Below are 26,119 nucleotides of genomic sequence, written 5' to 3' on the forward strand. Positions count from 1 at the left end.
GGGCGCATGAAGCCCGCCTTCCGGCTGCGGTTGCGAGGCTTGGAGACGAGGGTTGGCAGACAGTATGCAGGATTTAGGCAGCCGCGTTGCCGAGGCGGTGGTTCTGGTGCGGGCGCTGCCGCAGCCGGAGGGCAGGCCCGGCGAGGCCGTCGCCATCCTCGCGCTTAACCCCTACCACCAGTGGCTGAAGCTCTCGCCGGTCTCCTTCCGCGCGCCGGAGGACGAGCAGAGGTTCGGCCGGTGGGATCGGCTTCGCTTCCGGCTCAGCCCGTTGCCGCCCTCTGCGGATGCCCCTGCGGAGGCCTGCCGGGCCGATCCCCGGTCCATCGAGATCACCGGCCAGCTGCGCGCGCCGGAGCGGGCCGGGTTTCTCAGCCGCGCCGTCGTCCACAGCCTGGAGCAAGCGCGCCAGGCCGGCCGCCGCCTGGCGCTGCTGAAGCCCGAGGTGCTCGCCTTCGAGGCCGAGCGGCTCAGCGCGGCGGACCTGCTTCGCAAGGGCGCGGAGTTCGAGCAGTTGCGCGCCCGGCTTGATCTGGTGGGGCAGACCCACCTCATGCCGTCCGGGCCCTGTCCCTATGCCTTCCGCTACCGCCTGCGCGATGCGGACGGCGAGCGCACCATCGCCTGTCAGGACTGGGAAATGGAGGCCGCCTTCCTCAAGTGGCTGAGGCTCCACGGCGAGAAGACGGCGCTGGAGGAAATGGCCCGCTGCTACGGGGAAGACCTTCCCCGCAACGGCATGGCCCTCGTCACGGGCGCGCAGGAGCCGGACGGCTGGCGCGCCCACGGCGTCATCCCGCTCGATGCCGTCGCCCAGCCCACTTTGTTCTAGAACTTTGACTGGATTGTTTTTGCAGAGGGACTTGGTCCCTCTGCACTCCCGTTCATTTAATCGGGCCGTGCCTTTGATGGGTGGTGGCGCCCGCTGGGCATCCGAGGCTTGGCGCATCGGTTTGACTGGGTGCGTCCCGAAAAACGAAAGGGGGTCCAAGGGGGATAAGTCCCCCTTGGTGAATCCCGGTAATCTCTAGTTGCAAACCCGCTCAGTGCTGGCCGTGGCCGGCGTGCCCGGTGTGGCCGCTGGCGGAAGCGGCGGTCTGGTGCGGGGCGTACTTCTGGCCGAAGAAGTTGCCCGGCAGCCAGGTCGGCCGCTGGGCCGCATTGGCGATGTCCCGCGCGATCACGTAGTTCACCTCGGCGAACAGCTTGCCTGCCTGGAAGTTGATGCCCTGCTTCATGTCATCGCTCGGGCGGTGGTAGTCGGTGGTGAGGAAGTGGTGCCACAGCTTGCCGCCGTCCTTCGACGGGTCGGCGGACTGGAAGCCCGGCATCAGCATCACTGAGGGGATGCCCTGCTGCACGAACCGGTAGTGGTCCGAGCGCACGAAGATCGCCTCTTCCGGCATCGGGTCCGGGCTGAGGGTGATGCCCGCCGTTGCTGCCGCCCTGGCCACCGTGTCGCCCAGCGTCGAGTGCTGCGCGCCGAAGGCCACCACGTCCTTGAACGGGTAGAGCAGCACCGGCATGTCCAGGTTCACGTTGGCCACCAGCTTGTCCTTGGCGACGGTCGGCGTGCGGGCGAAGTAGTCCGCGCCCACCAAGCCCTTTTCCTCGGCCGTCACCGCCGTGAACAGGATGGAGCGCTTGGGCCGCTCGCCGCTTGCCGTGAAGGCGCGGGCGGTCTCGATCAGCGTGGCGATGCCGGTCGCGTTGTCCATCGCGCCGTTATAGGTCTTGTCGCCGTTGATCTCCTTGCCGAGCCCGAGGCCGTCCAGGTGGGCGGTCAGCACGACATATTCGCCTCTCAGCACCGGGTCGCTGCCCTCCAGCAGGCCAACGACGTTCATGCTGGTCAGCTGGCGATGGGCGGACCGCTGGGCGATGTCGGCCGACATCTTCAGGGCAAAGCCCTTGGGCGTCCCTTCCTCTGCTTCATCAAGCACTTGCGCGTAGGTCTTCGCAGCGCCCTCGAACAGCTTGGCGGCCGACTCCGGGCTCAGCGAGGCGCTCACCCGGATGCCGGGGGCCTTGTCGAACGGGGTGCCGTCCGCGCCCACCCAGGTCATGCTCTCGCTGCCGAGGTAGTCCAGCGCCTTCTTGTAGGGGCGACGTTCCTGCGATTCCTTGGTGGACACGGTGATGATGCCGACCGCGCCGTGCTCGGCGGCGGTCTTGTCCTTCATCGAGCCGTAGTAGGCGCCGATCTCGCTCGGCCAGCCCTTGGGCGTGCCGGCGAGGAGGACGACGATCTTCCCCTTCACGTCCAGCCCGGCATAGTCGTTGTGGCCGCGCTCCGGCGCGTCGATGCCGAAGCCGGCGAACACCAGCGGCGCGGAAAGGGCGGTCTCAGCCTCGCGCATTGAGACGCCGATGATGAAATCATTGGGGTAGGAGAGGGGGATGGTCTTGCCGTCCGCCGTGTGCAGCACCAGCTTCGCGCCCTCGGCCACGCGCTTGGCCCCCTGCAGCGTCACCTTCTGGAAATAGCCGTTCAGGCCCGTCGCCTGGCCGTTGTCGCCCGCGGGCTTCAAGCCCAGCGCCTGGAACTGGCCGGCCACATACTGGGCGGCGCGGTTGTAGCCCTGGCTGCCGGCCTCGCGGCCTTCCATGCTGTCGTCGGACAGCAGGCGCACATGGTTCTCCAGCCGCTCGGCCGAAACGGTGGGAAGACCGCCCGTGCTTGCCGCCACGGCAGGCGTCGCCGCCATCAGGCAGCAGGCCAGCAGCAGCCCGGCCTTGTTCTTCTCCAACCCTTTGCGCTTCTGGCCCTTGCGTGTCTGCGGACGCATCGGTTCATTCCTTCCTGTCTGTTCCCTTGCACGGGGCCAAGGATGTTCGCCCTTGCAGCGCCCCCTGACGAGAGACCCTGAAAGGCTTGGCCGCCGCAGGCAAGGGTTTTCATCTTGCCCCGTCATGAACGCAACCGCACCGCTTCGTTCGCTGCTTGTCTCACAGTCATTGCCTGTCGTCAATAGGAAAAAAACGATAATTGATCTTTGCGACGCGGCGAGGCGGGCCCTATCCCGCTTTCAACCGTTGGAAAACCTGTTCTAAAGCCTTTCCCCATCGAGCGAAGTCTGGCAAATGTGCCGGCCGCGAGAGGATGACGCCATGCTTGAGAAGACTTACGAACCGTCCGCCATCGAGGCCAAGTGGTATCAAATCTGGGAAGAGTCCGGGGCCTTCAAGGCCGGCCAGCGCCCAGGCGCGCCCACCTTCACCATCGTCATCCCGCCGCCGAACGTCACCGGCTCGCTGCACATGGGCCACGCGCTCAACAACACCCTGCAGGACGTGCTGGTGCGCTACCACCGCCTCAAGGGCTACGACGTTCTCTGGCAGCCGGGCACCGACCACGCGGGCATTGCCACGCAGATGGTGGTCGAGCGCCAGCTGGATGGCGAAGGGCTGAAGCGCGCCGACCTCGGCCGCGAGAAGTTTCTGGAGCGCGTCTGGTCGTGGAAGGCAGAATCGGGCGGCACCATCACCCGCCAGCTGCGCCGTCTGGGCGCAAGCTGCGACTGGTCGCGCGAGCGCTTCACCATGGACGAAGGCCTGTCCAGGGCTGTCGTCAAGGTGTTCGTCGATCTCTACAACAAGGGGCTCCTTTACCGCGACAAGCGGCTGGTGAACTGGGACCCGCGCTTCAAGTCCGCCATTTCCGATCTTGAGGTCGAGATGCGCGAAGTGCAGGGCATCTTCGCCCACTTGAAGTATCCCCTGGCGGACGATCCCTCGCGCTACATCGTCGTTGCCACCACGCGGCCCGAGACCATGCTGGGCGATACGGCTGTCGCCGTTCACCCGGAGGATGAGCGCTACAAGGATATCGTGGGCCAAATGATCCGCCACCCGCTGACCGGGCGGCTCATCCCCATCATTGCCGACGAATGGGCGGACCCCGAGCTCGGCTCCGGCGCGGTGAAGATCACCCCGGCGCATGATTTCAACGACTTCGCCGTCGGCCAGCGCCACAAGCTGCCGATGATCAACATCTTCGATGCCGAGGCCCGCGTCATCGCTGCCGAGGGCATTCCCTCCCGCTTCGTCGGGCTGGACCGCTTCGAGGCCCGCAAGGAAGTGCTGGGCGCGCTGGAGGCGCTGGGCTTTGTCGAGAAGATCGAGCCCAAGACCATCCAGATGCCCTATGGCGACCGCTCGGGCGTCGTCATCGAGCCGTGGCTCACCGACCAGTGGTACGTGGACGCCAAGACCCTGGCCCAGCCCGCCATCGAGGCGGTGCGCTCGGGGCGCACCAAGTTCGTCCCCGAGGGCTGGACCAAGACCTACTACAACTGGATGGAGAACATCGAGCCGTGGTGCGTCTCCCGCCAGCTGTGGTGGGGCCACCAGATCCCGGCGTGGTACGCGCCGGATGGCTCCGTGTTCGTCGCCGAGACGGAGGAGGACGCCTACAAGCTTGCTCACGCGAAGCTGGGGCTGGACGTGACGCTCCGCCGCGATGAGGACGTGCTCGACACCTGGTTCTCCTCCGCCCTGTGGCCGTTCGGCACGCTCGGCTGGCCGGAGCAGACCGAGACCCTGAAGCGCCATTACCCGACCGACGTGCTGGTGACGGGCTTCGACATCATCTTCTTCTGGGTCGCCCGGATGATGATGCAGGGCATCGAGTTCATGGGCACCGAGCCCTTCCACACCGTCTACTGCCACGGCCTCGTCCGCGACGAGAAGGGGCAGAAGATGTCCAAGTCCAAGGGCAACGTGGTCGACCCGCTCACCCTCATGGACAAGTTCGGGGCGGATGCCCTGCGCTTCTTCATGTGCGCCATGGAAAGCCAGGGGCGGGACATCAAGCTGTCGGAGGCCCGCATCCAGGGCTACCGCAACTTCGGCACCAAGCTGTGGAACGCCTCGCGCTTCTGCCAGATGAACGGCATTGGCGGCTCGGAAGGGCCGACCCCGCCTGTGGCCAGCCTCACCATCAACCGCTGGATCATCGGCGAGGTGGCGGCGACCGTCGCCAAGGTCGAGCAGGCCTATGCGGCCTACCGGTTCGACGATATCGCCAACACCATCTACAGCTTCGTCTGGGACCGCTTCTGCGACTGGTATCTCGAACTCATCAAGCCGATCCTGAACGGCGAGAGCGAGGGCGAGGCGGCGGAAACCCGCGCGGTTGCCGGCTGGGTGCTGGATCAGATTCTGGTCATGCTGCACCCCATCATGCCGTTCCTCACCGAGGAGCTGTGGAACGCCCTTGGCCAGACCCGCGATACCGCGCTCATCACTGCCGAGTGGCCCAAGGTCCCGGCGGATGTGATCGACGCCTCGGCGGTCAGCGATATCTCCTGGCTCATCGGCCTCATCTCATCCATCCGCTCGGCCCGCACCGAGCTGAACGTGCCGCCGTCTGCCAAGATCGCGGCGGTCGTCACGGGCGCGAAGGCCGAGACCATCGTGCGCCTCAAGCACTACGAGCCCGCGTTGCTGCGCCTCGCTCGGCTTGAGAGCATCAACCCCGGCGAGGGCGTTGACGCGGGCGCGATCCAGGTGGTGGTCGAGGAAGCCACCTACCTGCTGCCGGTGGCCGATATCATCGACCTGGACGCCGAAAAGGCCCGCCTCACCAAGAGCCTTGAGAAGACCCGCAAGGAAATGGGCGGCATCGAAGGGCGTCTGAACAACCCGGCGTTCATCGAAAAGGCCAAGCCCGAGGTGGTGGAAGAAGCCCGCGAGAAGCTGGCCGACCTCGCCGCCCAGGCCGAGCGGCTGGAAAACGCCCTCAAGACGCTGGGCTAAGCCGGGTTCAGGTATTGCAGGAGGGTCTGGTCTCTGGCCCTCCTGCGCCTGCCGTCCGTTGGGCCGGGCCGCGCTATCAGCGCCCTTTGCTGCAGGGGGCAGAGCGGCTGGACAACGGACTGCAAATCCGTATACGCCAGTTTGAAGCTTCCTTGCGCCCTTGCCGCAAGCCTCGCCGGTTGGGCATGGCACCGGATTGCCGCTTCTGCGCGTTATCGAGATTCCGGCTTCCTAATAATATGGCGGTGGATTGGTCCGGCGTCGGAACAATTGCCGGGCTTATGAGTTCTACTGACTGCAGGACCAGCGCTCTCTGTAAAGGGGGCAGGGGCGGTACAGAGTATGAACCAGTTTTGCCGTGTGGACGACGGGCAGTCGCCGGGCCTCTCTGCCCTTGCGGATGCGCCAGCCGCCATCTTTGATGCCATTCCGTCTGCCATCTGCGTCATTGATATCGATGGCCGGATCATCCGCTACAATCATCGCGCCAAGGTGCTTTGGGGCGAGGCTCCGCAGCCGGGCAAGTGCCTGGAGGCTCTTTGCGAGTCTTGCCGCATCTATGGGAACGGCAGGGAGCTGTCCTTTGCCGAAACGCCTGCCGCCCGCGTGCTGCAAACCGGCGTGCCCGTGGCGGAGCAGGAGTTGGAATTTGAATTGCCCGATGGCCGCTCCGTGGCGCTTCTGGTCAACTGCGAGCCGGTGCGGGATGACGAGGGCCAGCTTGCCGGCGCCATCTGCTGCTTTCGGGATATTACGGAGACTGTTCGCACCCGCAGCGCGCTGAGGCGCAGCCTTCAGGATCTGGAGGATTTCTTCGAGAACGGCGCTGTCGGCCTGCATCTGGTGGCGGCCGATGGCACGATTTTGCGCGCCAACCAGGCCGAGCTGGACCTGCTGGGCTACACGCGCGAGGAGTATGTCGGCCGCTCCATCCGCGATTTCCATGCGGATGAGGATGCCATTGCCGACATTCTCGCGCGGCTGTCCAGGGGGAGAGGCTGGACAAGTATCCGGCCCGCCTCCTCGCCAAGGATGGCTCGATCCGCCATGTGCTGATTACCTCGAACGCCAACATGTGCGACGGCGTTTTCCTCAATTCCCGCTGCTTCACCGTCGATGTCACGGCCTGGCGTCAGTCGCAGGTGCTGCAGGCGGAGGCCGAGCGGCGTCTTGCCGCCACCTACGAGGCCGCGCCCATCGGCATTGCCGAGGTGGATGAAAAGGGGCGCCTCGTCCAGCTGAACAGCGCGTTCGAGCGGATTTTCGGGTACAGCCGCGAGGAGCTGCTTGGCCTTGGCTTTCAGGAGGTCGTGCACCCCGAGGGGGACACCGGCGAGGACGGCTATCGGGAACAGGCAGCCGGTGACGACAACTATGCCGTCGTCACCCGTCACAAGCGCCGGGATGGAAGCGAAATCTTCATCCGCATCCTGAGTTCGGTCGTCCGGGATGAGACCGGCCAGGTCCGTTATGGCGTCCGCATTGTCGAGGACGTGACGGAGCGCAAGCAGACGCAGAACCGGCTTGAGGAGAGCGAGCGGGTATCGCGGGAATTGCTCGAGGCGCTGCCGGTTGCCATCTACACGACCGACATAAACGGCCGGATCAGCTTCTACAACGAGGCCGCCGTGCAGTTTGCCGGGCGGCGGCCCGAGCTGGGCAACGACAAGTGGTGCGTCACCTGGCGGCTTTATGACAGCGACGGCACCCCCATGCCCCATGAGGAGTGCCCGATGGCCCAGACGCTCCGGCACGGCAGGGAAATGCGGGGCCTCATCGCCCTGGCGGAGCGGCCGGACGGCACGCGGGTGCCGTTCATGCCGTTCCCCAAGCTGCTGCGGAATGCGACGGGCGAGGCGACCGGGGCCATCAACATGCTGGTCGACATGACCGAGCGCAAGCGCGCCGAGGATGAGCAGCGGGCGCTGATCGATGAGCTGAACCACCGGGTCAAGAACACGCTGGCAACGGTTCAGTCGATCGCGGCGCAAACGATGCGCTCGACGCCGCAGGACTTTGCGAAGAACTTCGAGAGCCGCCTGATGGCGCTCAGCGCGGCGCACAACCTGTTGACCCGCCGCCGCTGGACCGGCGTGGGGCTCGGCGAGCTGCTGGACTCCCAGCTGGCGGCCCACGCGGGTGATGAAGGGCGGGTGCGGCTTGCCGGGCCGGAGATCACGCTCAGCCCGCGCATCGGCGTGCTGCTCGGCATGCTCATCCATGAGCTTGCGACCAATGCTGCGAAGTATGGCGCGCTGTCCCGGCCGGAAGGCATGGTGCGGCTGAACTGGTCGGTTGCGCCGAACGAGGCCGGCCGGCGCCATCTGCGCCTGGCATGGCGGGAGCACGGCGGGCCGGAAGTGGCGCCGCCGTCCCGCAAGGGGTTCGGAACCCGGTTGCTGGAGCGTAGCGTCAGGGTTGATCTGCGTGGCCAGTGCGATCTGCGGTTCGAGCCGGCCGGCGTTCAGTGCCGGCTCGATCTGCCGCTTGATTAGGAAGGTCTATGCGAGTCGAGCTTCAGGGCCTGCGCGTCCTGTTCGTTGAAGACGAGAGCATCGTGGCGATGCTGACCGAAGACATGCTGGCGGACCTGGGCTGTGAGATCAGCGCCATCGCCGGCACCGTGGAGGATGCCCTGGCCGCCGTGTCGCAGGGCGGGTTTGATATCGCGCTGCTCGATATCAACTTGGCCGGCGTCATGGTGTTTCCGGTGGCTGCCGCCCTTGATGAGCGTGGCATTCCGTTCGCCTTCGCCAGCGGTTACGGCGGGAAGGGGGTGCCGCCGGAGTTCACGGGCGTGCCGATCATCGGCAAGCCGTTCAGGATAGACGACCTGGCCTGGGTTCTGCAGGCGGCGCTGGTTCGCAACCGCAAGAAGGCGGCCGGCTGCGGGGAGGCGGCCGTCGAAGGCGGCTAGGGGCCGCCGGGCGGGCGGCCTGCGGCGTGGCGGAACAGTCGCTTCGGGGAGTGGAGGCGCAGGCGCGACGCCCGGTGGCGCAAGGCGCAGATTTTTTACCCTCAGGGCCGCGCAATCGGCTAAATGCCAAGCTGTGTTTCGTCATTGCTTGCGCCGTTTCCCCTGAGGTCTTGTCGTCATGCTCAATCTGGTCCCGTCCGGTCCCCGGAAAACATACCTCGCGCAGCGTTTGCTGTTCGTGGCGGACCACGCCAGCAACTTCATTCCGGAAAGCTACGAGAACCTTGGCGTTGACGAGCGCTACCTTCAGGAACACATCGCCTGGGACATCGGCTCGCTGGACGTGGCCCGGGCCGTGCGGAACCGCACCGGCGGGCGGCTGTGGCCGGCCAGCGTCTCGCGCCTGCTCATCGATTTCAACCGCGACCCCGACCACCCTGGGCTGATCCCCGAGTCATCGGACGGGGTTCTCATCCCCGGCAACATGGGGCTGACGGCGGAGGAACGGCAGCGGCGGCTGGATCGCTACTTCCACCCCTATCACAACGGGCTGTCGGCGGAGATCGACTCCATGCTCGAATCCGATGGCAAGCCGGCGCTCATCTCCATGCACAGCTTCACGCCCAGAATGAATGGTTTCGAGCGGCCGTGGCACATCGGTCTGCTCTACAATCAGGATGACCGGCTCTCCCGCCGCGCCATCGACTGGCTGCGCCGTGAACCCGGCCTGGTGGTGGGTGACAACGAGCCCTATTCGGGCCGCCTGCTCAACTACACCATGGACCGGCACGCCGAGGCGCGGGGGCTGCCCTACCTCTCCATCGAGATCCGGCAGGACCTGATCTCGACCCCCGAGGGCGTGGCCGACTGGAGCGAACGCCTCTCGGCCCTGCTGCGCTTCCTGCTGTAGGTGCGGCCTGTAGGCGCGGCGATGCTTCGCAAGGGGAAGTAGGCTTCCTCTGCCGAAATCCGGAAGCCGGTGGGGCAGGGCGCGGTTTGCGCCATTTTTTTACGATTTTTGCATCCAGGGCCTTCCGTTTATTGCGCGCAGCCGTTAGGACGTGGCTCAAGATTATCAGGAGGTCATGTAATGCCGTTCGACAAGTCCAAGCTGCCCAGCCGCTATGTTTCGGTTGGGCCCGAGCGCGCGCCGCACCGGTCCTACTACTACGCCATGGGGCTGACCGAGGAAGACATTGCCAAGCCGTTCGTCGGCGTGGTTTCGGCCGGTAACGACAGCGCGCCGTGCAACACGGCGCTGGACGCGCAGGCGGACATTGCGCGCGAGGGCGTGATCGAGGCGGGCGGCATGCCGCGCCGCTTCAACACCATTACCGTGACCGACGGCATCGCCATGGGCCACCAGGGCATGAAGGCCTCGCTCGTCAGCCGCGAGGTCATCGCCGACTCCGTCGAGTTGTCCGTGCGCGGCCACTGCTACGATGCGCTCGTCGGCTTCGCCGGTTGCGACAAGTCCCTGCCTGGCATGATGATGGCCATGCTGCGCCTCAACGTGCCCTCCGTGTTCGTTTATGGCGGCTCCATCTTGCCCGGCCGTTTCCACGGCAAGGATGTGACGGTTGTCGACGTGTTCGAGGCGGTGGGCCAGCACGCGGCGGGCAGCTGCCCGCTGCAGGAGCTGATCGCGCTGGAGAAGGTGGCGTGCCCCGGCCATGGCGCCTGCGGCGGCCAGTTTACCGCCAACACCATGGCCGGCGTGGCGGAGGCCATCGGCCTGTCGCTGCCCAACTCCAACATGGCGCCCGCGCCCTACCAGAGCCGCGAGGAGGTGGCGCGCGCCGCCGGCCGCGCCGTGATGAAGCTCATCGAGAAGAACATCCGTCCGCGCGATATCTGCACCCGCAAGGCGTTCGAGAACGCGGCGACGGTGGTGGCGGCCACGGGCGGCTCCACCAACGCGGCGCTGCACCTGCCGGCCATGGCCAACGAGTGCGGCATCGAGTTCGACTTGTTCGACGTGGCCGAGATCTTCAAGCGCACGCCTTACATCGCCGATCTGAAGCCGGGCGGCCGCTATGTCGCCAAGGACATGCATGAGGCAGGCGGCATCTACATGGCGATGAAGACCCTGATGGAGGGCGGCTATCTGCACGGTGACTGCATGACCGTCACCGGCAAGACCCTGGCCGAGAACCTGGAAGAGATCACCTGGAACCCGGACCAGAAGGTGATCCGCCACATCTCCAACCCGATCACGCCGACCGGCGGCGTTGTCGGCCTGCGCGGCAGCCTCGCGCCGGAAGGGGCCATCGTGAAGGTGGCGGGCATGAAGAACCTGGTCTTCTCCGGCCCCGCTCGCGTGTTCGATTGCGAGGAGGACGCCTTCCAGGCGGTCGAGAACCGGCAGTACAAGGAAGGCGATGTCATCGTCATCCGTTACGAAGGGCCGAAGGGCGGGCCGGGCATGCGCGAGATGCTCTCCACCACCGCCGCCCTTTACGGTCAGGGCATGGGCGAGAAAGTGGCTCTCATCACCGATGGCCGCTTTTCGGGGGGCACCCGCGGCTTCTGCATCGGCCACGTGGGGCCGGAGGCGGCGGAGGGCGGTCCCATCGGGTTGCTGCGGGATGGCGACATGATTCGCATCGATGCCGTTGCGGGCACCATTGATGTGGAGCTGAGCGAGGAGGAGCTGGCCGAGCGCCGCAAGGCCTGGCAGCCGCGCAAGACCGACTATAACGCCGGCGCTATCTGGCGATTCGCCCAGAATGTGGGGCCGGCCCGCCTGGGCGCGGTCACCCACCCAGGGGCCAAGGCCGAAACCCATGTCTTTGCGGATATCTAAAATCCGACCGTTCGGGCGAACCTTGGCCTTTTTGTTATAGCAATAAGTCTTTTTATTCGCTAGATAAGGCGCGCCGTCCTTCCCCGAGGGCGGCGCGTTCTGTTTGAGAAGCCCGCGAAACGGCAGTTTTCTGCAGTTTTTCGGGTTGACTCTTGGGCTCCGCTTCTCATTTAAGAGACCGGGATTGCTAATAGCAATTTCAATGTCCGCGTAAGCGTTGCGTGTCCTGTTTGTTGTTGGGTGGCAACCGGGCTCGGGCAGGTCTGAGGGAAGGCGCGCGGCCAGGCGGACGAACAACGGAATCTCCTGCCAGGGAGTGTGTAACTGTTGCGTTGCGTTGTGAGTAAGTGGCGTTCCGTTGCGTCAGTTGCGTTGCGTTTAGTGTCTCCGTTTGCGCTGGTTGCGTCGCGTTAAGCGTGTTGCGTATCGTTGCGTTAAATGGTGTACATGTCTGTCCTGGGCCGGTGGCGAGGAAGCATGGCGACCTTGCTGCCGGTGCAGGTCCGGTGAACCGGGGAGGGCGGCTGTCTCAGCCCTGACCGTTTCGCCCTCGCAGGAGCGTTTCCGCTCCCGCATGGTTTTTTGGCACGACAAAGGGCGCCTCTTCGGCGCCCTTTGCGTTTTTCCCATGTCAGGTCAGGTGTAGCGTAGGCTTAGGCCTTGCGGCGGCGGCGCGCGGCCAGACCAAGACCGAAGATGCCCGCGCCCACGAGACCCAGAGCGGCCGGCTCCGGAACTTGCTGGGCGGTAATCACGATGTTGGTCGGCAGAATGGAGCTGAAGTTCTCCTGCGTCAGGAAGTACAGCTCGGCCACGCCGTCGCCGTCGAGGTCATCGAAGAAGATCTGGCCGCCTTCGAAGTTGGCTTCGTCGAAGACGAGGCTGGCGGTGTACAGATAGTCCTCAACCTGGAACTGGACCGACAGGTCGCTTGGGTTGTTGAGAACGAAGATGTCATCGCAAACCGAGGCGGAGTCCGGCAGGCAGGGCTCCTGGTTCAGGGTTTCATCGAAGTCGATGAAGAAGGTCTGGGTGAACGGAACGCTCTCGCCCGAGCCGGACGGGCCGAAGGTCAGGTCAACCACCAGGTCGGTGCTCTCCAGGGTCGGCGGGTCGATGGCGAAGTTGTTGTGAGTCACCGTCGCGCCCGGCGAGCCGACGCCGTCGTTGGTAATGATGGTGCCGGCGATGTTGTTGGTCACGCGCAGCTGGCTGAGGCCGTTGCTCTGACCGCCGTCGTCCTCGGTGCCCCACTGCAGCACGTCTTCGTTGCCTTCAACGAAGTTGGTGACGCTGCCCGGAGTCCAGTTTTCCCAGTGGGCATTGACCGTGTAGTCCCACGCAGTGATGAGTGCGGCCTGGGCAGCGCCAGGAGCTGCCAGCACGGCAACAGCAGCAACGCTCATAAACCATTTCTGCAGTTTCATTTCCATCTCCCAAGTTGGCTATGCCCTTAGGCATGGTTGTTTTTGGCAGGGGGAGATAAGCAATGAGCGTGCCAATTTGGGAAAATTGTCGAAACTCAACATCTTATGTCCGGACAGAATATATACGTTGCGTAACGGCGTAAATCTGGCCGACAAATTTCAATGATATTGATTTAATGTAATAAAAAACTGAGGAAAACGGCGGGTCACAGGGCAAGGGCCAGTCGCGCGCATTCTTGCCGGCGGCAAGGCTGTGGCGCTGGGCGCAAACCCTCATGTAACCAAACAGGATAAAAATAGACAAAGCGATTGGCGCGCTGCCGCTATGGGCAGGTGTACTGGCGGGCCGTGCTTGTGTCTGAAGAACGGAAATTTTATTTCAGGGTTCCCTTGGCTGTCGTCATCCTGGCGGGAGCAGGGCCTGTATTGGTTGGCCAGGCGTTCTTGCTTCCCGCCAGGATCCGGTGATGGTTCTTCTGCCAATTCCGGCTTAGGCCTTGCGGCGGCGGCGCGCGGCCAGGCCAAGACCGAAGATGCCCGCGCCCACGAGACCCAGAGCGGCCGGCTCCGGGACCTGCTGGGCGGTAATCACGATGTTGGTCGGCAGAACCGAGCTCAGGTTCTCCTGCGTCAGGAAGTACAGCTCGGCCACGCCGTCGCCATCGATGTCGTCGAAGAAGATCTGGCCGCCTTCGAAGTTGGCTTCATCGAAGACGAGGCTGGCGGTGTACAGATAGTCCTCGATCTGGAACTGGACCGACAGGTCGCCTGGGTTGTTGAGAACGAAGATGTCATCGCAAACCGAGATGGAGTCCGGCAGGCAGGGCTCTTCGTTCAGGGTTTCCTCGAAGTCGATGAAGAAGGTCTGGCTGAACGCCGAACCGAGGCCGTCGTCGGTCGGGGCGAAGGTCAGGTCGATGATGAGGTCGGTGCTGGCGAGGGTCGGCGGGTCGATCGCGAAGTTGTTATGGGTCAGGGTCGCACCCGGCGAGCCAACGCCGTCGTTGGTAATGATGGTGCCGGCGATGTTGTTGGTCACGCGCAGCTGGCTGAGGCCGCCGAGGTCCTCGGTGCCCCACTCGAGCACGTCCTCGTTGCCTTCGACAAACTGCGTAACCCCGGCGGGCGCCCAGTTATCCCAGGTTGCGTCGACCGTGTAGTCCCAGGACGTAATGAGGGCAGCCTGGGCAACGCCCGGAGCCGCGGCGAGCATGCCTGCGGCAGCAACGCTCATGAGCAGTTTTTGCAGTTTCATTTCCATCTCCCACAATGTCTGTGCCCTCGGGTTGGGTTGGTTGTGCCCTTGGGCTTGGTTGCTTTCGGCAAGGAGATAGAAGCAAGCGATGTGCCAATTTGGATAAAGTGGCTATATCAATGCCTTATATCATAAGAAAATATGTCTGGTCTGTAATGGCGTAAAATTAGCCGACAGAATTCAATAGTTTTGAATTAATTCAATGTAAAATAATGGATTTTCGGATTCTTGGCTGAGGGGAGAGGTAAGCGCACCTTGGTGGCAGCGCGTCCGGCGCGCGCGGAGCTTTGCGGCAAAACAAACCAAACAGGATAATAATAGGCTGATTTGTGCGGCGCAGCTGCGTATGCGCCGGCAAGGGTGGGGCACCAAACGACAAGGAAGAACGGGGGCACGGCTGTTGGCCGCGTGCCCCTCTGGTCGCTTCCGCTACGGCGCCGGGTGCGCCGTCCTGCTCGAAAGGCGTTTTAGGCCGTGGTTTGGCCGTCCTTCAGCTCGCACCACACCGGCGTGTGATCCGAGGCCTTTTCCTGTCCCCGTGGGCGTCGATCGATACCCGCCGTCACCATGCGGTCGGCGGCCTGGGGGGAGAGCAGCATGTGGTCGATGCGAAGGCCCCAGTCCTTCGACCAGGCGGCGGCCTGGTAATCCCAGTAGGTGAAGGCGTGGCCCTGGGGCTGCACGGCGCGGATGGCGTCGGTAAAGCCCAGCCACAGCAGTTCATGAAACAGGGCGCGGGATTCCGGCTGGGTAAGGGCGTCGTTCGCCATCTTGGCCACGTCCCACACATCCTCGTCGGTGGGGCAAACGTTGTAGTCGCCGGTCAGGACGTAGGGCCGCTCCTTTGCCAGTTCGGTCTTCGCGTGCGCGATCAGGCGGCGCATCCACGCCAGCTTGTAGTCGAACTTGGGGCCGGGCTGGGGGTTGCCGTTGGGCAGGTAGAGACAGGCGACCCGCACGTCTCCGCCCACCGTCGCCTCGATGAAGCGGGACTGCTCGTCCGTCTCGTCGTCATTCCCGGCAAGGTGGGGCAGGCCGATGGAGACATCCTCCAGCCCGATCCTGCTCAAAATGGCGACGCCGTTGAAGCCTTTCTGCCCCTGCACGGCGCACTCATAGCCGCGCGTCTGGAACTCCAGCCGGGGGAAGGTCTCCGTCTGGGTCTTGATTTCCTGCAGGCAGGCCACGTCCGGCTTGAACGTGTCCAGCCATTCCAGCAGGCGGGGCAGGCGCGCGCCGATCCCGTTGATGTTGAAGGTTGCGATCCGCACGTTTGCCCCCGTTCTGCTGCCGGTTTGGGTTAGATGGAGAAGGAGGTGCCGCAGCCGCAGGAGGACTGGGCGTTGGGGTTCTTCACCTGGAACGACGCTGCCCCCAGCGTCTCGACATAATCCACTTCCGAACCTTCCAGCAGCGGCAGGCTGACAGCGTCTACCACCATGGTCACGCCATCCCGTTCCACCACCGTGTCATCGGGCTGGACGGTCTCGTCGAAGCCGAATTTGTATTGGAAGCCCGAGCAGCCCCCGCCATCGACCGACAGGCGCAGCTTGAGCCGGGGATTGCCCTGCCGCTCGATGAGCGTGGCGACCCGCTTGGCGGCTGCCTCCGAAAGGGCAACGGGTGATTGGGACATAAAACGAACCTCCAGACTTCGGCGCTCATGGCCGCCTGTCTGATCTAAGGAAGACGAAGGCCGAATTCAATTGGCGCGGCCCCGCTGGGGCGGGATGGTTTTGGTCCGGCGCGTTTACCCTTGCGCCTTGGCGGCGCGCTGCGGGACCTGCGCGCCCAGGGCCCGCGACTGGATTTCCTGCAAGTCGGCGGCTGCCTTCAGGAATGGCAGCGGATTGAGTGCCCGGTCATCGAACCGCACCTCGTAATGCAGGTGGGTGCCGGTGGAGCGGCCGGTCGAGCCCATCTGCCCGATCACCGTGCCGGGGGCCACCCGCTGGCCGGGCTTGGCCTTGATGGCGGACATGTGGCCATAGCGCGTCACCAGCCCGCGGCCGTGGTCGATTTCAACCATCTTGCCATACGCGCCCCAGTATTCGGCGCGGGTGACAACGCCGCCTGCCGCCGCCACCACCGGCTCGCCATAGGTGCCGGCAAGGTCGACCCCGGTGTGGAACGCGCCGCCGCCGGTGAACGGGTCGTGCCGATAACCGAAGCTGCTGGAGCGGTGGTAGGACTTGACCGGGATGAGCGAGGGGATGGAAAGGCTCGCCCGCTCCAGCGAATCCAGCTTGTTCCAGGAGGCGATCAGGCTGCGGAACGGCGCCTGGAACGCGCCGGAGAACGGCTTGCCGTCCTTGCCGAGGCCTACCTTGACGAACGGGCCGCCCAAACCTGTCCTGCCCAGGCCGGTCTGGGGCAGGTTGACCGGGGACTGGCCCACCAGCTTGTGGGTGCTGATGCCAAGGCGTTTCAGCACCGCCTCGGTTTCCTTGATGCGCGTCTCGGCGGCAAGGCTGGCGGATCGGATGAGGGCCAGCTGCTGCTGCTCAAAGCTGCGGTAGCGCTGCAGTTCGGCGGAAACGTCGGTGGCTCCCGGCAGGACCGGCTCGCCGCTGGGCGAGACGCTTGCGGCGGCGAGGAGGGGGGCCTCTTCCGCAGCGGCGGCGTCCTCGGGCTCCTCCGGGCCCAGGTGCCGGTTCATCAGGTCCAGCAGCAGTTGCTGGCGGCTCTCGATCCGGCTGGCCAGCGCCGTGATGTCGCCTTCCAGCGCCTCGACCCGTTCCTCCCGTTGGGAGAGCTCGTAGTGGCGAACCGCCGCCGTCACGCCGGCCACGGTCACGCCGCCGAACAGCACGATGAAACCGGCCATGCCGGCCATCTGCGTAAGGGGCGTCAGGCGGACGAAGCGGACGTTGCCATTGCTTCTGAAGTAGATCTGCTGTTCCGGAAAGGCCTTGATGGCCTTTGTCTTGCAGACCTGGAGCAGGCCCTTGAATTTCTCCACTGTGGTCGCTCCTTCAGTTGCGTTTCTGCCAACCGTCTCAGGTTTCCGGCTTGCGCGCCGGCATCTCGCATGTCCTCTTCACGCCGCCTTGGCCCCTGAAAAGCGGCGGCGTTTTTTAGTCAGGCCTGGGTGCCTCCTGCAAGAGGTTCGTAAAATTCCGGCGACAAACCGGCCTCCAGCCGCGCGGGATCGTTAAAGGGTGGTTTCAAACCGCCCCGAAAATAGCGCCGCACGGCCTCGTGGAAGGTCTCGGCAGGCGGCTTGCCCAAAACGTCGCACATATGGCGGAACCAGCGGTTGCCCGCCGCCACGTGGCCGATTTCGTCCCGGTAGATGCGCGCAAGAATTGCTGCGCTTTCGGGATCTTCGGCTCGCTCCAGCCGTTCGATAGTCTGCGGGGTCACGTCCAGTCCGCGCGCCTCCAGCACCTGCGGGACAACCGCGAGACGGGCGACGACATCGTGCGCGGTCACCTGCGCGGCCTCCCACAGGCCGTCGTGGGCGGGCAGGGCGCCGTAGCAGCTGCCGAGGTCACGCAGGCGCTTCTCCAGGAGGAGGAAGTGTAGTGCTTCCTCGTCGGCCACGCGCACCCAGTCGTCGGCGAAGCCGCGCGGCATCTCGGCCCCGAAGCGGGCCAGCAGGTCCCAGGCGAGGTCGATGGCGTTCAGCTCGATGTGCGCCAGCGCATGCAGGAGCGCCAGCCGCGCCGCTTCGGAGCCCGCCTTGCCGCGCTTGGGCATCCGGTTGGGCGGCAGCAGCTCCGGCTGCGCCGGACGGGCCGGCCGCGCGGGTGGCGGTGCATCGAACGCCCAGTCCAGCTGCCCCGCCCGCCAGGCTTCCGCATGGCGCTGCGACCGCCGCGCCTTCTCGGTCGCATCGGCGGTGGTCAGAACGTCGGTGGCCGCCTGACCCAAGGTGACTGGGCCCAAGATTGGGCCAGGGGTCTGGGGCCCGGCGTCCGGGGCGTGGCTGGACATCAGCTGGTCCTTCCGTGAAACGCGATACGTCGTGAGAAACAGGAAAAGGGCCGTCGTCTCAGGACAGCGCCTTTACGGCCTTCAACACCGCATTGGCATGGCCCGTCACCTTCACCTTGCGCCAGACGGTCCGAACCACGCCGTCGCCGCCGATGAGGAAGGTGGCGCGCTCGATACCCATATACTTGCGGCCATACATGCTTTTCTCGACCCAAACGCCGTAGGCGCGAATGGTTTCAAGATCGGGGTCGCTTCCGAGATGAACCGTGAGGTCGTACTTCTGCCGGAACTTGGCGTGGGAGGCGATGCTGTCCTTGGAAACACCAATGATTTCAGCGCCCAGCGCGTCGAACTCGGCCTTCAGCTCGCTGAACGCCTTGGCTTCCGAAGTGCAGCCCGAGGTGTCGTCCTTGGGGTAGAAGTAAAGCACGAGCGGCTTGCCCCTAAAGTCGGCGAGGCTGACCGTGTGGCCATCATCGAGCGCCAGGGTGAAGTTGGGGGCCGGCTGGCCTGCTTCCACAACGCCGCCTTCCACGGCAGCAGCTTCCATCGTCGTCATGCTTTTCCTTCCCTTTGTGGCGGACGCGGCGCGCCGAAAACCGTTTTCCAGCTTGCGATGACCGCGTCACAGGTCTTCGATAACGCCGCCTCCGCGTTCCGCAAGCTTGTCTTGCCCAGGCACCGGGAGAGCGTCGCCGCCATGCCGGCATTGATGTCGGCGGTCTGGGGCGGCGAGTCGAAGCCCACCCGCAGCACCGTCTGCGCGGCCGAGAGGCAGTCGTAGGCGCTGGCGAGGCTTTGCGCCACGTCCTGGGGCAGCAGGTCGGTTTCTGTCAAGCGGCCAAGGATCGTGGCCGGGGAGCCGAGCGGGGGCAGGCGGCCCTCCGCCGCTTCCCGCAGCGCCAGATACTGGGCGATGAACTCCAGGTCTATGAGCCCGCCGCGCCGCCGCTTGACATCCCAAGGAGAGGAGGCGGGGCGATGCGTGTCCATCTCGGCGCGCATCTCCAGCACGTCCTTCCGCAGCTTCGTCGCATCGCGCGGCTGGCAGACGACCTCTTTGATGCCCTCCAGCAGGCGGGCCGCCGCGTCTTCCGGGCCGTGGACGACGCGGGCAGGCGTCAGCGCCATATGCTCCCAGGTCCAGGCCTCCTTGCGCTCGTAGGCGAGGAAGCTCTCCACCGTTACCGCCAGCAGTCCCTGCTGGCCGGAGGGGCGCAGGCGCGTGTCCACCTCATAGAGGCCGCCCGCCGCCGTCTGGGCTGAAAGCGCGGTGATGACCCGCTGGGCCAGCCGGTTGAAGTAGTGGGCGGCCGTCAGGGAGGAAGGGCCGTCCGACGGCGTGTCGTGCTCGCCGGTGTAGAGAAACACCAGGTCCAGGTCCGAGCCCGCGGTCAGGTTGGCGCTGCCGAACCGGCCCAGCGCCAGGATGATGAGGTCCGCCCCCGGCACCCGGCCGTGGCGGCGGCTGAAGGCCTCCTGCGCCGCGTCGGCAAGAGCGGGGACGATCAGGTCCGCCAGCCGGCTGTAGGCGGCGCGGGCATTCTCCGGCGTGATGCTGCGCTCCAGCAGCCCGACGCCGATGAGGAACTGGTTCTCCGCCACCCAGCGCCGGGCCTCGTCCAGCTTGCCTTCCAGATCGTCGAACCGCTTGAGCCGCAGCTCCAGCGATTCTGCCAGCAGCGTGGGGTCTGAAAGGGTGATGGCAGCGCCGGGGTCGAGCAGCGTGTCCAGCAGCTCCGGCGTGCGACGCAGCGCGTCGGCGATCGGCGGGGCCACTGTCAGCACCTTGGCCAGCAGCGTCAGCAGCGCCGGGTTGCTCTGGAACAGGGAGAAGATCTGCACGCCCGCCGGCAGGCCGGAGAGAAAGTCGTCGAACCGCATCAGCGCGGCGCGCGGGTCATGGGTGCGGGCCAGCGCCTCGGCGATGGCGGGCAGGGTCTCCTCCAGGAGCGCCCGTGCCCGGTCCGAGCGCATGGCCCGATACCGGCCGGAGCGCCACTTCTCGATCACCGGCACGCCGTCCGTCGGCGGCAGGTCGCGGCTGGCGAGCCACCCGGCCAGCGCCTGCGCCTCCAGCGGCACCTTGCGCGTCTCGCTCGCCACCGGCTCCACCAGCTGGTCGTAGAGTTTGGCAACCCCGTTGCCGTGCCGCTTGAGGGCCGCCGCCAGGTCGCGCTCCGAGCGGTAGCCGCAGAAGCGGGCGAAGTCGGCCACGGTCTCCTCGTCGTCGGGGATGCTGTGGGTCTGGGCGTCGTCCACCATTTGCAGGCGATGCTCGATGGCGCGCTGGAAACGATAGGCGCGCTCCAGCGTGTCCGCCTCCTTCGGGGAAACCTTGCCCGTCTCCACCAGCGCCTTCAGCGCCGCCAGCGTCGGGCGCAGGCGCAGGCGCTCGTCCCGTCCGCCGTGGATCATCTGGTGGATCTGGACGAAGAACTCCACCTCGCGGATGCCGCCGCGCCCGCGCTTCACGTCATAGCCGTAAAGGTCGATCTCGGTCTGGTCGAAGTGCTCGCGGATATGGACCGACATGTCGCGGATGTCCCGCACCACCGTATAGTCGAGCGAGCGCCGCCAGATGAACGGGCGAATGTCGGCAAGAAACGCGCCGCCCAGCGCCATGTCGCCGGCAACAGGCCGGGCGCGCACGAAGGCGGAGCGCTCCCACGGCAGGGCGGAGGACTGGTAATAGGCTTCCGCGCCCTGCACCGGCAGGGCGAGCGGCGTCACGTCCGGGTCGGGCCGCAGCCGCAGGTCCACCCGGAACACATAGCCCTCCGCCGTGCGGGAGGAGAGGCAGCTCACCAATCTTTGCGCGATCTTTACCGCCGTTGTCTGCGGGTCCTCGTTGCGGCGGCCCCTGGCCAGCTTGCCGGGATCGAACAGCAGGATCAGGTCGATGTCCGAGGAGTAGTTCAGCTCCCGGCTGCCCAGCTTGCCCAGCGCCAGCACCGTAAAGCCGGTCGGGTCGGTGGTGCCGGTCACGTCGCGGCAGGCGGCGCGCAGCGCCGTGTTGGCAGCGGCGGCGGCCAGGTCGGCGAGCGCCCCGGTCACATCCTCCAGCGGCCAGAGAGCGGCGATATCCGCCAATGCCGTGGCAAGCGCCGCGGCCGCCTTGGCGTGGCGAAGGGCGGCCATCACGTCATCCGTGCTCATCTCATCGACGTTGAGGCTGGTCACGGCGGCCAGCGCGGCGGAGACCACCGCTTCCGGGCCCTCCGTCAGCAGGCGGGCGATGCGCGTCGCATCGTCGCGGATGAGCCGCTTGAGATAGGGGGAATATTTCCAGGCATGGGCCATGGCCCTGGCCAGCGGATGGTCCGCCAGTTCGGCCGCGGGCAAGGGTGGTTCCGGCCCCAGCATTTCCTTCCACAAAGCGGCGGGGATCTTGGCCGTGGGGGCAGGCAGCGGAAACAGTAGCCGGTCTTGCGACGAGAGAGGCATCAATTCTATCCACTTGGGGCGACAATCACGTTATAGGCGCTGGTCAAGAGACTGTCAGCGGAAAGGCGCGAGGGGATTGGTACGGTGGCGTAAGCTTGTGATCGGGGCGGGGGTGGTCGGCGTTGCTGCCGGCGCTTGCGCTGTCGGTCTCGCGTGGCTGCTGCGCGCCGAGGTCAACGCCTCCTGGCTGCGCTCCGCCATCGAGGAGGAGATCGAGGCCAGCGTTCCCGGCCTCTCCGTTTCCCTTGGCGATATCCGTGCCCGCAACATTCCCTGGCGCGACAGCGTGCGCGTCGACGTGCGCGGCTCCACGCTCCGCTACCGCGACCAGCTTGCCGGGCGCATCGATCATCTGGTGGTGGAAATCGACAGGGACAGCCTGCTGCGCGCCGCGCCCCACCTCAAGCTGCTCCGCGTCAGCGATGTGGCGCTCACCGCCCGCTGGGACCGGGCGCAGGTGGAAGCCCTGCTGGCGGAGCCCGGCAGCGAGGCGCTTCCTACCATGCCGTGGGTGAAGGGGCTGGAGCGCCTGTCGCTGGAGGATATCACCGTCGCCCTCACCGAGGCGCAAACCGGCGTTGCCCACACCTTCACGCTCAATGCCGGGCGCATCGAGGCGCAGGGGCCGAAGCGCCTCAAGGCCAGCGTCGTTGCCCAGCTCGCCGGGCCGGAGGATACGGCCACCTTCAAGCTCACCGGCACCGCCGTGCCCTACGGGGCGTGGACGCTGAACGTCTCCCTCTACGCCGAGGGGCTGACCGGTCTTGCCGGGCCGCTGCACCCGGCACTTGAAAACCGCACGCTCGATGTGCCGCTGCGCGTCAACGCGCTTGTCCGGGCGGACAAGGCGCTGTCCGCTGCCGCCGATGTGAGCGCGGAGCACGGCCGCCTCGTGCTGCCCGAATTCTGGGCGCGGCCGGTGGATCTGAACAGCCTCTCCGCCCGGCTGGCGTGGGATGGCGCCACCCACGCCGCCCGGCTCGAAAGCCTGGCTGCCAACATCGGCGGCGTGCGGGTGCAGGACGGCACGGTGGCGTGGGACGCGGCAGGCCATGCCGCCAGCCTGGCGCTGGGGCCCATCTCCACCCGCCAGTTGCATGCGCTGTGGCCCAAAGGCGTGGTCGAGGGCGGGCGCAAGTGGGTGGTGCGGAACGTCTCGGCAGGCACGGTTCCCCGGCTCGACCTCACCCTTGCGAAGACGGCAGGCAAGGAGAAGGTCGACCTCGGCTTCTCCTTCGAGAACCTCGTCGTCCACTACCGCAAGCCCATGCCGCCGGTCGTCCGGGGCACGGGCAAGGCCCGCCTCATCAGCGATACCCTGCGCTTCGATGTGGAGGAGGGGGAGATCAACGGGCTGGATGTCTCCGGCTCCGTCGTCAACCTCGTTGAGCTTGCCACTCATGGCAAGGCCGAGGCGGTCATCGAAACTCGCGGGCGCGGGGCCATCTATCGCCTCTTGCAGGTGCTCGACAGCGAGCCGCTTGGCTACATCACTGCCTTCGGGTTGAAGCCCAACGATGTTGCCGGGCACATGACCATGGCCGGCACGCTCACCGTGCCGCTGCGGGCCAATGTCGGCATGGACGACGTAGACTTTACCGCCACCGCCCAGGGCATGGGCGTCGGCCTGCCCGATGTGCTCGATGTGCATGATCTCACCCAGGGCACCGTGCAGGTTTCGGCCAATCGCCACGGGCTGGAGGCCAGGGGCACGGCCTATGTGGGGCCGCAGTTCGCCCATATTGTGTGGAACGAGAACTTCGCCCCCAACGGCCAGCCGTCCAGCCGCTACCACATCGTGGCGCGCACGGATGGCGACCGGCTCACCCGCCTTGGCTATGATGGCATCGGCGCGCTGGTGGAAGGGCCCATCGACCTGACGCTGGATCTGGTGGGGCGCGGGCAGGCGATCGAGCGCGGCGCGATCGCTGCGTCCCTCATCGATTCCACCGTCAACATGCGGAACCTCGGCATCGTGAAGCAGCCGGGAGAGGCGGCGACCGCCACCTTCAACCTGACCCGCAACGGCGAGATGTATCAGGTGGAGGATCTGGTCGTCCGGGCGGACAAGTACCGCGCCACCGGTCGCGGCGCGCTCGACCCCAGGCGGGAGATCCGCCACTGGTTCCTCGACCGGGTGGAGACACCCTATTACATCGCAGAGGCCGATATTCTCGATGTGGAAGGCCAGCCCATGCGCCTTGCCATTCGCGGCGACACGCTGGACCTGAAGCCGCTGGTCGAGGACATTTTGGCGGCGGACAAGGAAGGGGCAGGCAAGGCGGGGGCCGACAGCGCCGCATCCGCCCCCGCCGCCGATTCCGTGTGGCCCGACATGACGGGGGCGGGCCGCTTCCGCAACGTGCTGCTCTATCACGGCCAGAAGGTGGAGAACGCCGCCCTCAGCTTCGAGACGAACGGCAACCTGCTCTCCGCCCTCAACTTCACCGGCAAGCTGGATGGCGCGTCCGACCTCTCGGCGCATGTCGAAACCCATGGCGGCAAGCGTCGCTTCCGGCTGGAAGCGGCAAAGGCCGGCGAGCTGGCGCGGGCGCTCGACCTCTACGCCAACGGCGCGGGCGGCAGCCTCACGGTCGAGGGCGACATGCGCGGCACCGGCCCGGCGCTGGAGATCGACGGCGTTGCCCGCATGAAGGACTTCCGGCTGGTCGAGGCGCCGGTGCTGGCCAAGATCCTCGGCTTCGCCTCGCTCACCGGCCTTGCAGACACCCTCTCCGGGCGCGGCATCCGCTTCGAGACCGCCAAGGTGCCGTTCGTTCTTCGCAAGGGCATCTTCACCATCGACGACGGCCGCATCATCGGCCCCGCGCTCGGCATCACCGTCGAGGGGCAGGTGCAGCGCAGCCTCGGCAACGTCAACCTCAAGGGCGTGGTCGTGCCGTCCTACACCCTCAACTCGCTCATCGGGAAAATCCCGCTGCTCGGGCCGCTGGTTGTGGGCGGCGAATACCAGGGGCTCATCGGCTTCAACTACCGGGTGGCGGGCGAACTGCTCGACCCCGACATTTCCGTCAATGCCGCCTCCGGCCTTGCTCCCGGCTTCCTGCGCCTCATCCTCTCCGGCGCGCCCGCGCGGGTGAAGGACGAGACAAGGGATGCCACCACGAGCATGGCGGATTAGGTTTGATTATTTGTAGGGGTCCATGACCCCTACAACCCCATTCGTTTTCCGGTCGCGTGTCCAGCGCCCTCGGGGAACACGTCCCTGTGACCAAGAGAAAAGGGCCGCACCCTTTTGAAGGTCACGGCCCTTTTGAATGAGCGGGGGTGCAGGGGGTTGTATATCACCTGCGAAATCAATGGCTTGGTGAGGTTTCCTTAAGCCCCCTCAACCAGGCCATGGCGCTTCTTGCCGGCGGAGATCTTCACCGCGTCCGCGCCCACGGTGACGACGAAGGCTTCGTCGCTGACGGCCTCGCCGTTCACCCGCGCGCCGCCCTGCTTGATGAGACGGCGGGCTTCGCCCTTGGAGGCGGAGAGGCCGAGCGCCACCATGGCGTCGACCAGCGCGATCGGGCCGTTTGCTGCGATGCGCGGCAGGTCCTCACCGGCCGCGCCTTCCTCGAAGGTGCGGCGGGCGGTCTCCGCTGCGGCTTCGGCGGCCTCAAAGCCGCGTGCCATGGCGGTCGCCTCGTTGGCGAGGATTTTCTTCGCCTCGTTGATCTCCGAGCCGCCGAGGCTTTCGAGCTTCCTGATCTCGTCCAGCGGCAGTTCGGTGAATAGCCGCAGGAACTTGCCCACGTCCGCGTCCGAGGTGTTCCGCCAGAACTGCCAGTAGTCGTAGGCGGGCAGCATCTCCTCGTTCAGCCACACCGCGCCCGATGCCGTCTTGCCCATCTTGGTGCCGTCGGACTTGGTGAGCAGCGGCGTCGTCAGGCCGAAGACTTCCGTCTGCGCCACGCGCCGGGTGAGTTCAACGCCGTTGACGATGTTGCCCCACTGGTCCGAGCCGCCCATCTGCAAGCGGCAGTTCTGGCGCTGGCACAGCTCCAGGAAGTCGTAGGCCTGGAGGATCATGTAATTGAATTCCAGGAACGACATGGGCTGTTCGCGCTCCAGCCGCAGCCGCACGCTGTCGAACGTCAGCATGCGGTTGACGGAGAAGTGGCGGCCCACATCCCGCAGGAAGTCGATGTAGCCGAGCTTGTCCAGCCAGTCGGCATTGTTCACCATCACCGCGTCCGTCGCGCCCTCGCCGAAGCTGAGGAACTTGTCGAACACGGTGCGGATGCCCGCCATGTTGTCGGCGATGTCCTGGTCCGTCAGCATCTTGCGGGCTTCGTCGCGCCCGGTGGGGTCGCCGATGCGGGTGGTGCCGCCGCCCATCAGCACGATGGGCTTGTGGCCGCACTTTTGCAGCCAGCGCAGCATCATGATCTGCACCAGCGAGCCCACGTGCAGGGACTTTGCCGTGCAATCGAAGCCGATATAGGCGGTGATCGGTCCCTTGGCAGCCAGTTCGTCCAGACCGGCAGTGTCGGTCTGCTGGTGGATGAAGCCGCGCTCATCGAGCGTCTTCAGGAATTCGGAGCGGAACGTTGACATCA

Annotated in this window: 18 protein-coding genes; 8 read left to right on the forward strand and 10 right to left on the reverse strand. The window is 65.8% G+C overall.

The window, feature by feature from the left end; translation table 11 throughout:
* Positions 1–64 precede the first annotated feature (64 nt).
* The gene (locus L0C21_RS07860) at positions 65–832 is read left to right on the forward strand and encodes a DUF8758 domain-containing protein (protein WP_259277827.1); all 768 of its coding nucleotides are present in this window, start codon (positions 65–67) and stop codon (positions 830–832) included.
* A gap of 211 nt (positions 833–1,043) precedes the next feature.
* Here the strand turns inward: L0C21_RS07860 and L0C21_RS07865 are convergent, their stop codons facing one another.
* Positions 1,044–2,789 (reverse strand): M28 family metallopeptidase, encoded by a 1,746-nt coding sequence (locus tag L0C21_RS07865; RefSeq protein WP_259277828.1) that lies wholly within the window; start codon positions 2,787–2,789, stop codon positions 1,044–1,046.
* Between the two features lie 322 nt (positions 2,790–3,111).
* Between L0C21_RS07865 and L0C21_RS07870 the strand changes: the two genes are divergently transcribed.
* From L0C21_RS07870 to ilvD, 6 genes are all read left to right on the forward strand, one after another.
* Positions 3,112–5,760: a valine--tRNA ligase gene (locus L0C21_RS07870; RefSeq protein ID WP_259277829.1), complete on the forward strand. Its 2,649-nt coding sequence runs from the start codon at positions 3,112–3,114 to the stop codon at positions 5,758–5,760.
* Positions 5,761–6,102: 342 nt separating this feature from the next.
* Positions 6,103–6,816: a PAS domain-containing protein gene (locus L0C21_RS07875; protein WP_259277830.1), complete on the forward strand. Its 714-nt coding sequence runs from the start codon at positions 6,103–6,105 to the stop codon at positions 6,814–6,816.
* Positions 6,810–8,255: a sensor histidine kinase gene (locus L0C21_RS07880; RefSeq protein WP_259277831.1), complete on the forward strand. Its 1,446-nt coding sequence runs from the start codon at positions 6,810–6,812 to the stop codon at positions 8,253–8,255. The genes L0C21_RS07875 and L0C21_RS07880 overlap by 7 nt, the downstream gene beginning before the upstream one ends.
* Positions 8,256–8,263: 8 nt before the next feature.
* Positions 8,264–8,677: a response regulator gene (locus L0C21_RS07885; RefSeq protein ID WP_259277832.1), complete on the forward strand. Its 414-nt coding sequence runs from the start codon at positions 8,264–8,266 to the stop codon at positions 8,675–8,677.
* A 178-nt stretch (positions 8,678–8,855) separates the two neighbouring features.
* On the forward strand, positions 8,856–9,587 hold the full coding sequence (locus tag L0C21_RS07890; protein ID WP_259277833.1) for an N-formylglutamate amidohydrolase: 732 nt from the start codon (positions 8,856–8,858) through the stop codon (positions 9,585–9,587).
* A 180-nt stretch (positions 9,588–9,767) separates the two neighbouring features.
* Entirely contained in the window at positions 9,768–11,483 is a 1,716-nt protein-coding gene (gene ilvD, locus L0C21_RS07895) for a dihydroxy-acid dehydratase (RefSeq protein ID WP_259277834.1), read from the forward strand.
* A gap of 653 nt (positions 11,484–12,136) precedes the next feature.
* On the opposite strand, the gene L0C21_RS07900 is transcribed toward ilvD, so the two are convergent.
* From L0C21_RS07900 to L0C21_RS07935, 8 genes are all read right to left on the reverse strand, one after another.
* Positions 12,137–12,910: a THxN family PEP-CTERM protein gene (locus L0C21_RS07900; protein ID WP_259277835.1), complete on the reverse strand. Its 774-nt coding sequence runs from the start codon at positions 12,908–12,910 to the stop codon at positions 12,137–12,139.
* A gap of 490 nt (positions 12,911–13,400) precedes the next feature.
* A complete protein-coding gene (locus L0C21_RS07905; protein WP_259277836.1) occupies positions 13,401–14,165 on the reverse strand; it encodes a THxN family PEP-CTERM protein in 765 nt (254 codons plus the stop codon).
* A 467-nt stretch (positions 14,166–14,632) separates the two neighbouring features.
* Entirely contained in the window at positions 14,633–15,436 is an 804-nt protein-coding gene (locus L0C21_RS07910; protein ID WP_259277837.1) for an exodeoxyribonuclease III, read from the reverse strand.
* A 29-nt stretch (positions 15,437–15,465) separates the two neighbouring features.
* Complete coding sequence (gene erpA, locus L0C21_RS07915) at positions 15,466–15,801, reverse strand: iron-sulfur cluster insertion protein ErpA (protein WP_259277838.1); 336 nt, start codon at positions 15,799–15,801, stop codon at positions 15,466–15,468.
* Positions 15,802–15,915: 114 nt separating this feature from the next.
* Positions 15,916–17,127: a M23 family metallopeptidase gene (locus tag L0C21_RS07920; protein ID WP_259277839.1), complete on the reverse strand. Its 1,212-nt coding sequence runs from the start codon at positions 17,125–17,127 to the stop codon at positions 15,916–15,918.
* Between the two features lie 119 nt (positions 17,128–17,246).
* Entirely contained in the window at positions 17,247–18,104 is an 858-nt protein-coding gene (locus L0C21_RS07925) for a ferritin-like domain-containing protein (RefSeq protein WP_374940227.1), read from the reverse strand.
* Between the two features lie 58 nt (positions 18,105–18,162).
* Positions 18,163–18,663, reverse strand: a complete 501-nt coding sequence (locus L0C21_RS07930; RefSeq protein ID WP_259277841.1) for a peroxiredoxin — start codon at positions 18,661–18,663, stop codon at positions 18,163–18,165.
* Positions 18,660–21,551, reverse strand: coding sequence for a bifunctional [glutamine synthetase] adenylyltransferase/[glutamine synthetase]-adenylyl-L-tyrosine phosphorylase (locus L0C21_RS07935; RefSeq protein ID WP_259277842.1), 2,892 nt, complete (start codon positions 21,549–21,551; stop codon positions 18,660–18,662). The genes L0C21_RS07930 and L0C21_RS07935 overlap by 4 nt, the downstream gene beginning before the upstream one ends.
* 97 nt (positions 21,552–21,648) lie before the next feature.
* On the opposite strand from L0C21_RS07935, the gene L0C21_RS07940 reads away from it, so the two are divergent.
* Positions 21,649–24,693 carry an AsmA-like C-terminal region-containing protein gene (locus tag L0C21_RS07940; protein ID WP_259277843.1) on the forward strand — a complete coding sequence of 1,015 codons (3,045 nt, stop codon included), beginning with the start codon at positions 21,649–21,651 and terminating at the stop codon, positions 24,691–24,693.
* 197 nt (positions 24,694–24,890) lie between these two features.
* On the opposite strand, the gene tyrS is transcribed toward L0C21_RS07940, so the two are convergent.
* Complete coding sequence (gene tyrS / locus L0C21_RS07945; protein WP_259277844.1) at positions 24,891–26,117, reverse strand: tyrosine--tRNA ligase; 1,227 nt, start codon at positions 26,115–26,117, stop codon at positions 24,891–24,893.
* Between the last annotated feature and the right edge of the window lie 2 nt (positions 26,118–26,119).

Source organism: Pedomonas mirosovicensis (genome assembly GCF_022569295.1).
GTDB classification, from domain to species: Bacteria; Pseudomonadota; Alphaproteobacteria; order Sphingomonadales; family Sphingomonadaceae; genus Pedomonas; species Pedomonas mirosovicensis.

Bases quoted from the DNA above. Each gene is read 5' to 3' on its own strand.
- tyrS (WP_259277844.1), bottom strand. From the start codon at position 26,117: ATGTCAACGTTCCGCTCCGAATTCCTGAAGACGCTCGATGAGCGCGGC.
- L0C21_RS07935 (WP_259277842.1), bottom strand. From the start codon at position 21,551: ATGCCTCTCTCGTCGCAAGACCGGCTACTGTTTCCGCTGCCTGCCCCC.
- L0C21_RS07900 (WP_259277835.1), bottom strand. From the start codon at position 12,910: ATGAAACTGCAGAAATGGTTTATGAGCGTTGCTGCTGTTGCCGTGCTG.
- L0C21_RS07885 (WP_259277832.1), top strand. From the start codon at position 8,264: ATGCGAGTCGAGCTTCAGGGCCTGCGCGTCCTGTTCGTTGAAGACGAG.
- L0C21_RS07860 (WP_259277827.1), top strand. From the start codon at position 65: ATGCAGGATTTAGGCAGCCGCGTTGCCGAGGCGGTGGTTCTGGTGCGG.
- L0C21_RS07905 (WP_259277836.1), bottom strand. From the start codon at position 14,165: ATGAAACTGCAAAAACTGCTCATGAGCGTTGCTGCCGCAGGCATGCTC.
- ilvD (WP_259277834.1), top strand. From the start codon at position 9,768: ATGCCGTTCGACAAGTCCAAGCTGCCCAGCCGCTATGTTTCGGTTGGG.
- L0C21_RS07870 (WP_259277829.1), top strand. From the start codon at position 3,112: ATGCTTGAGAAGACTTACGAACCGTCCGCCATCGAGGCCAAGTGGTAT.
- erpA (WP_259277838.1), bottom strand. From the start codon at position 15,801: ATGTCCCAATCACCCGTTGCCCTTTCGGAGGCAGCCGCCAAGCGGGTC.
- L0C21_RS07875 (WP_259277830.1), top strand. From the start codon at position 6,103: ATGAACCAGTTTTGCCGTGTGGACGACGGGCAGTCGCCGGGCCTCTCT.
- L0C21_RS07890 (WP_259277833.1), top strand. From the start codon at position 8,856: ATGCTCAATCTGGTCCCGTCCGGTCCCCGGAAAACATACCTCGCGCAG.
- L0C21_RS07865 (WP_259277828.1), bottom strand. From the start codon at position 2,789: ATGCGTCCGCAGACACGCAAGGGCCAGAAGCGCAAAGGGTTGGAGAAG.
- L0C21_RS07930 (WP_259277841.1), bottom strand. From the start codon at position 18,663: ATGACGACGATGGAAGCTGCTGCCGTGGAAGGCGGCGTTGTGGAAGCA.
- L0C21_RS07925 (WP_374940227.1), bottom strand. From the start codon at position 18,104: ATGTCCAGCCACGCCCCGGACGCCGGGCCCCAGACCCCTGGCCCAATC.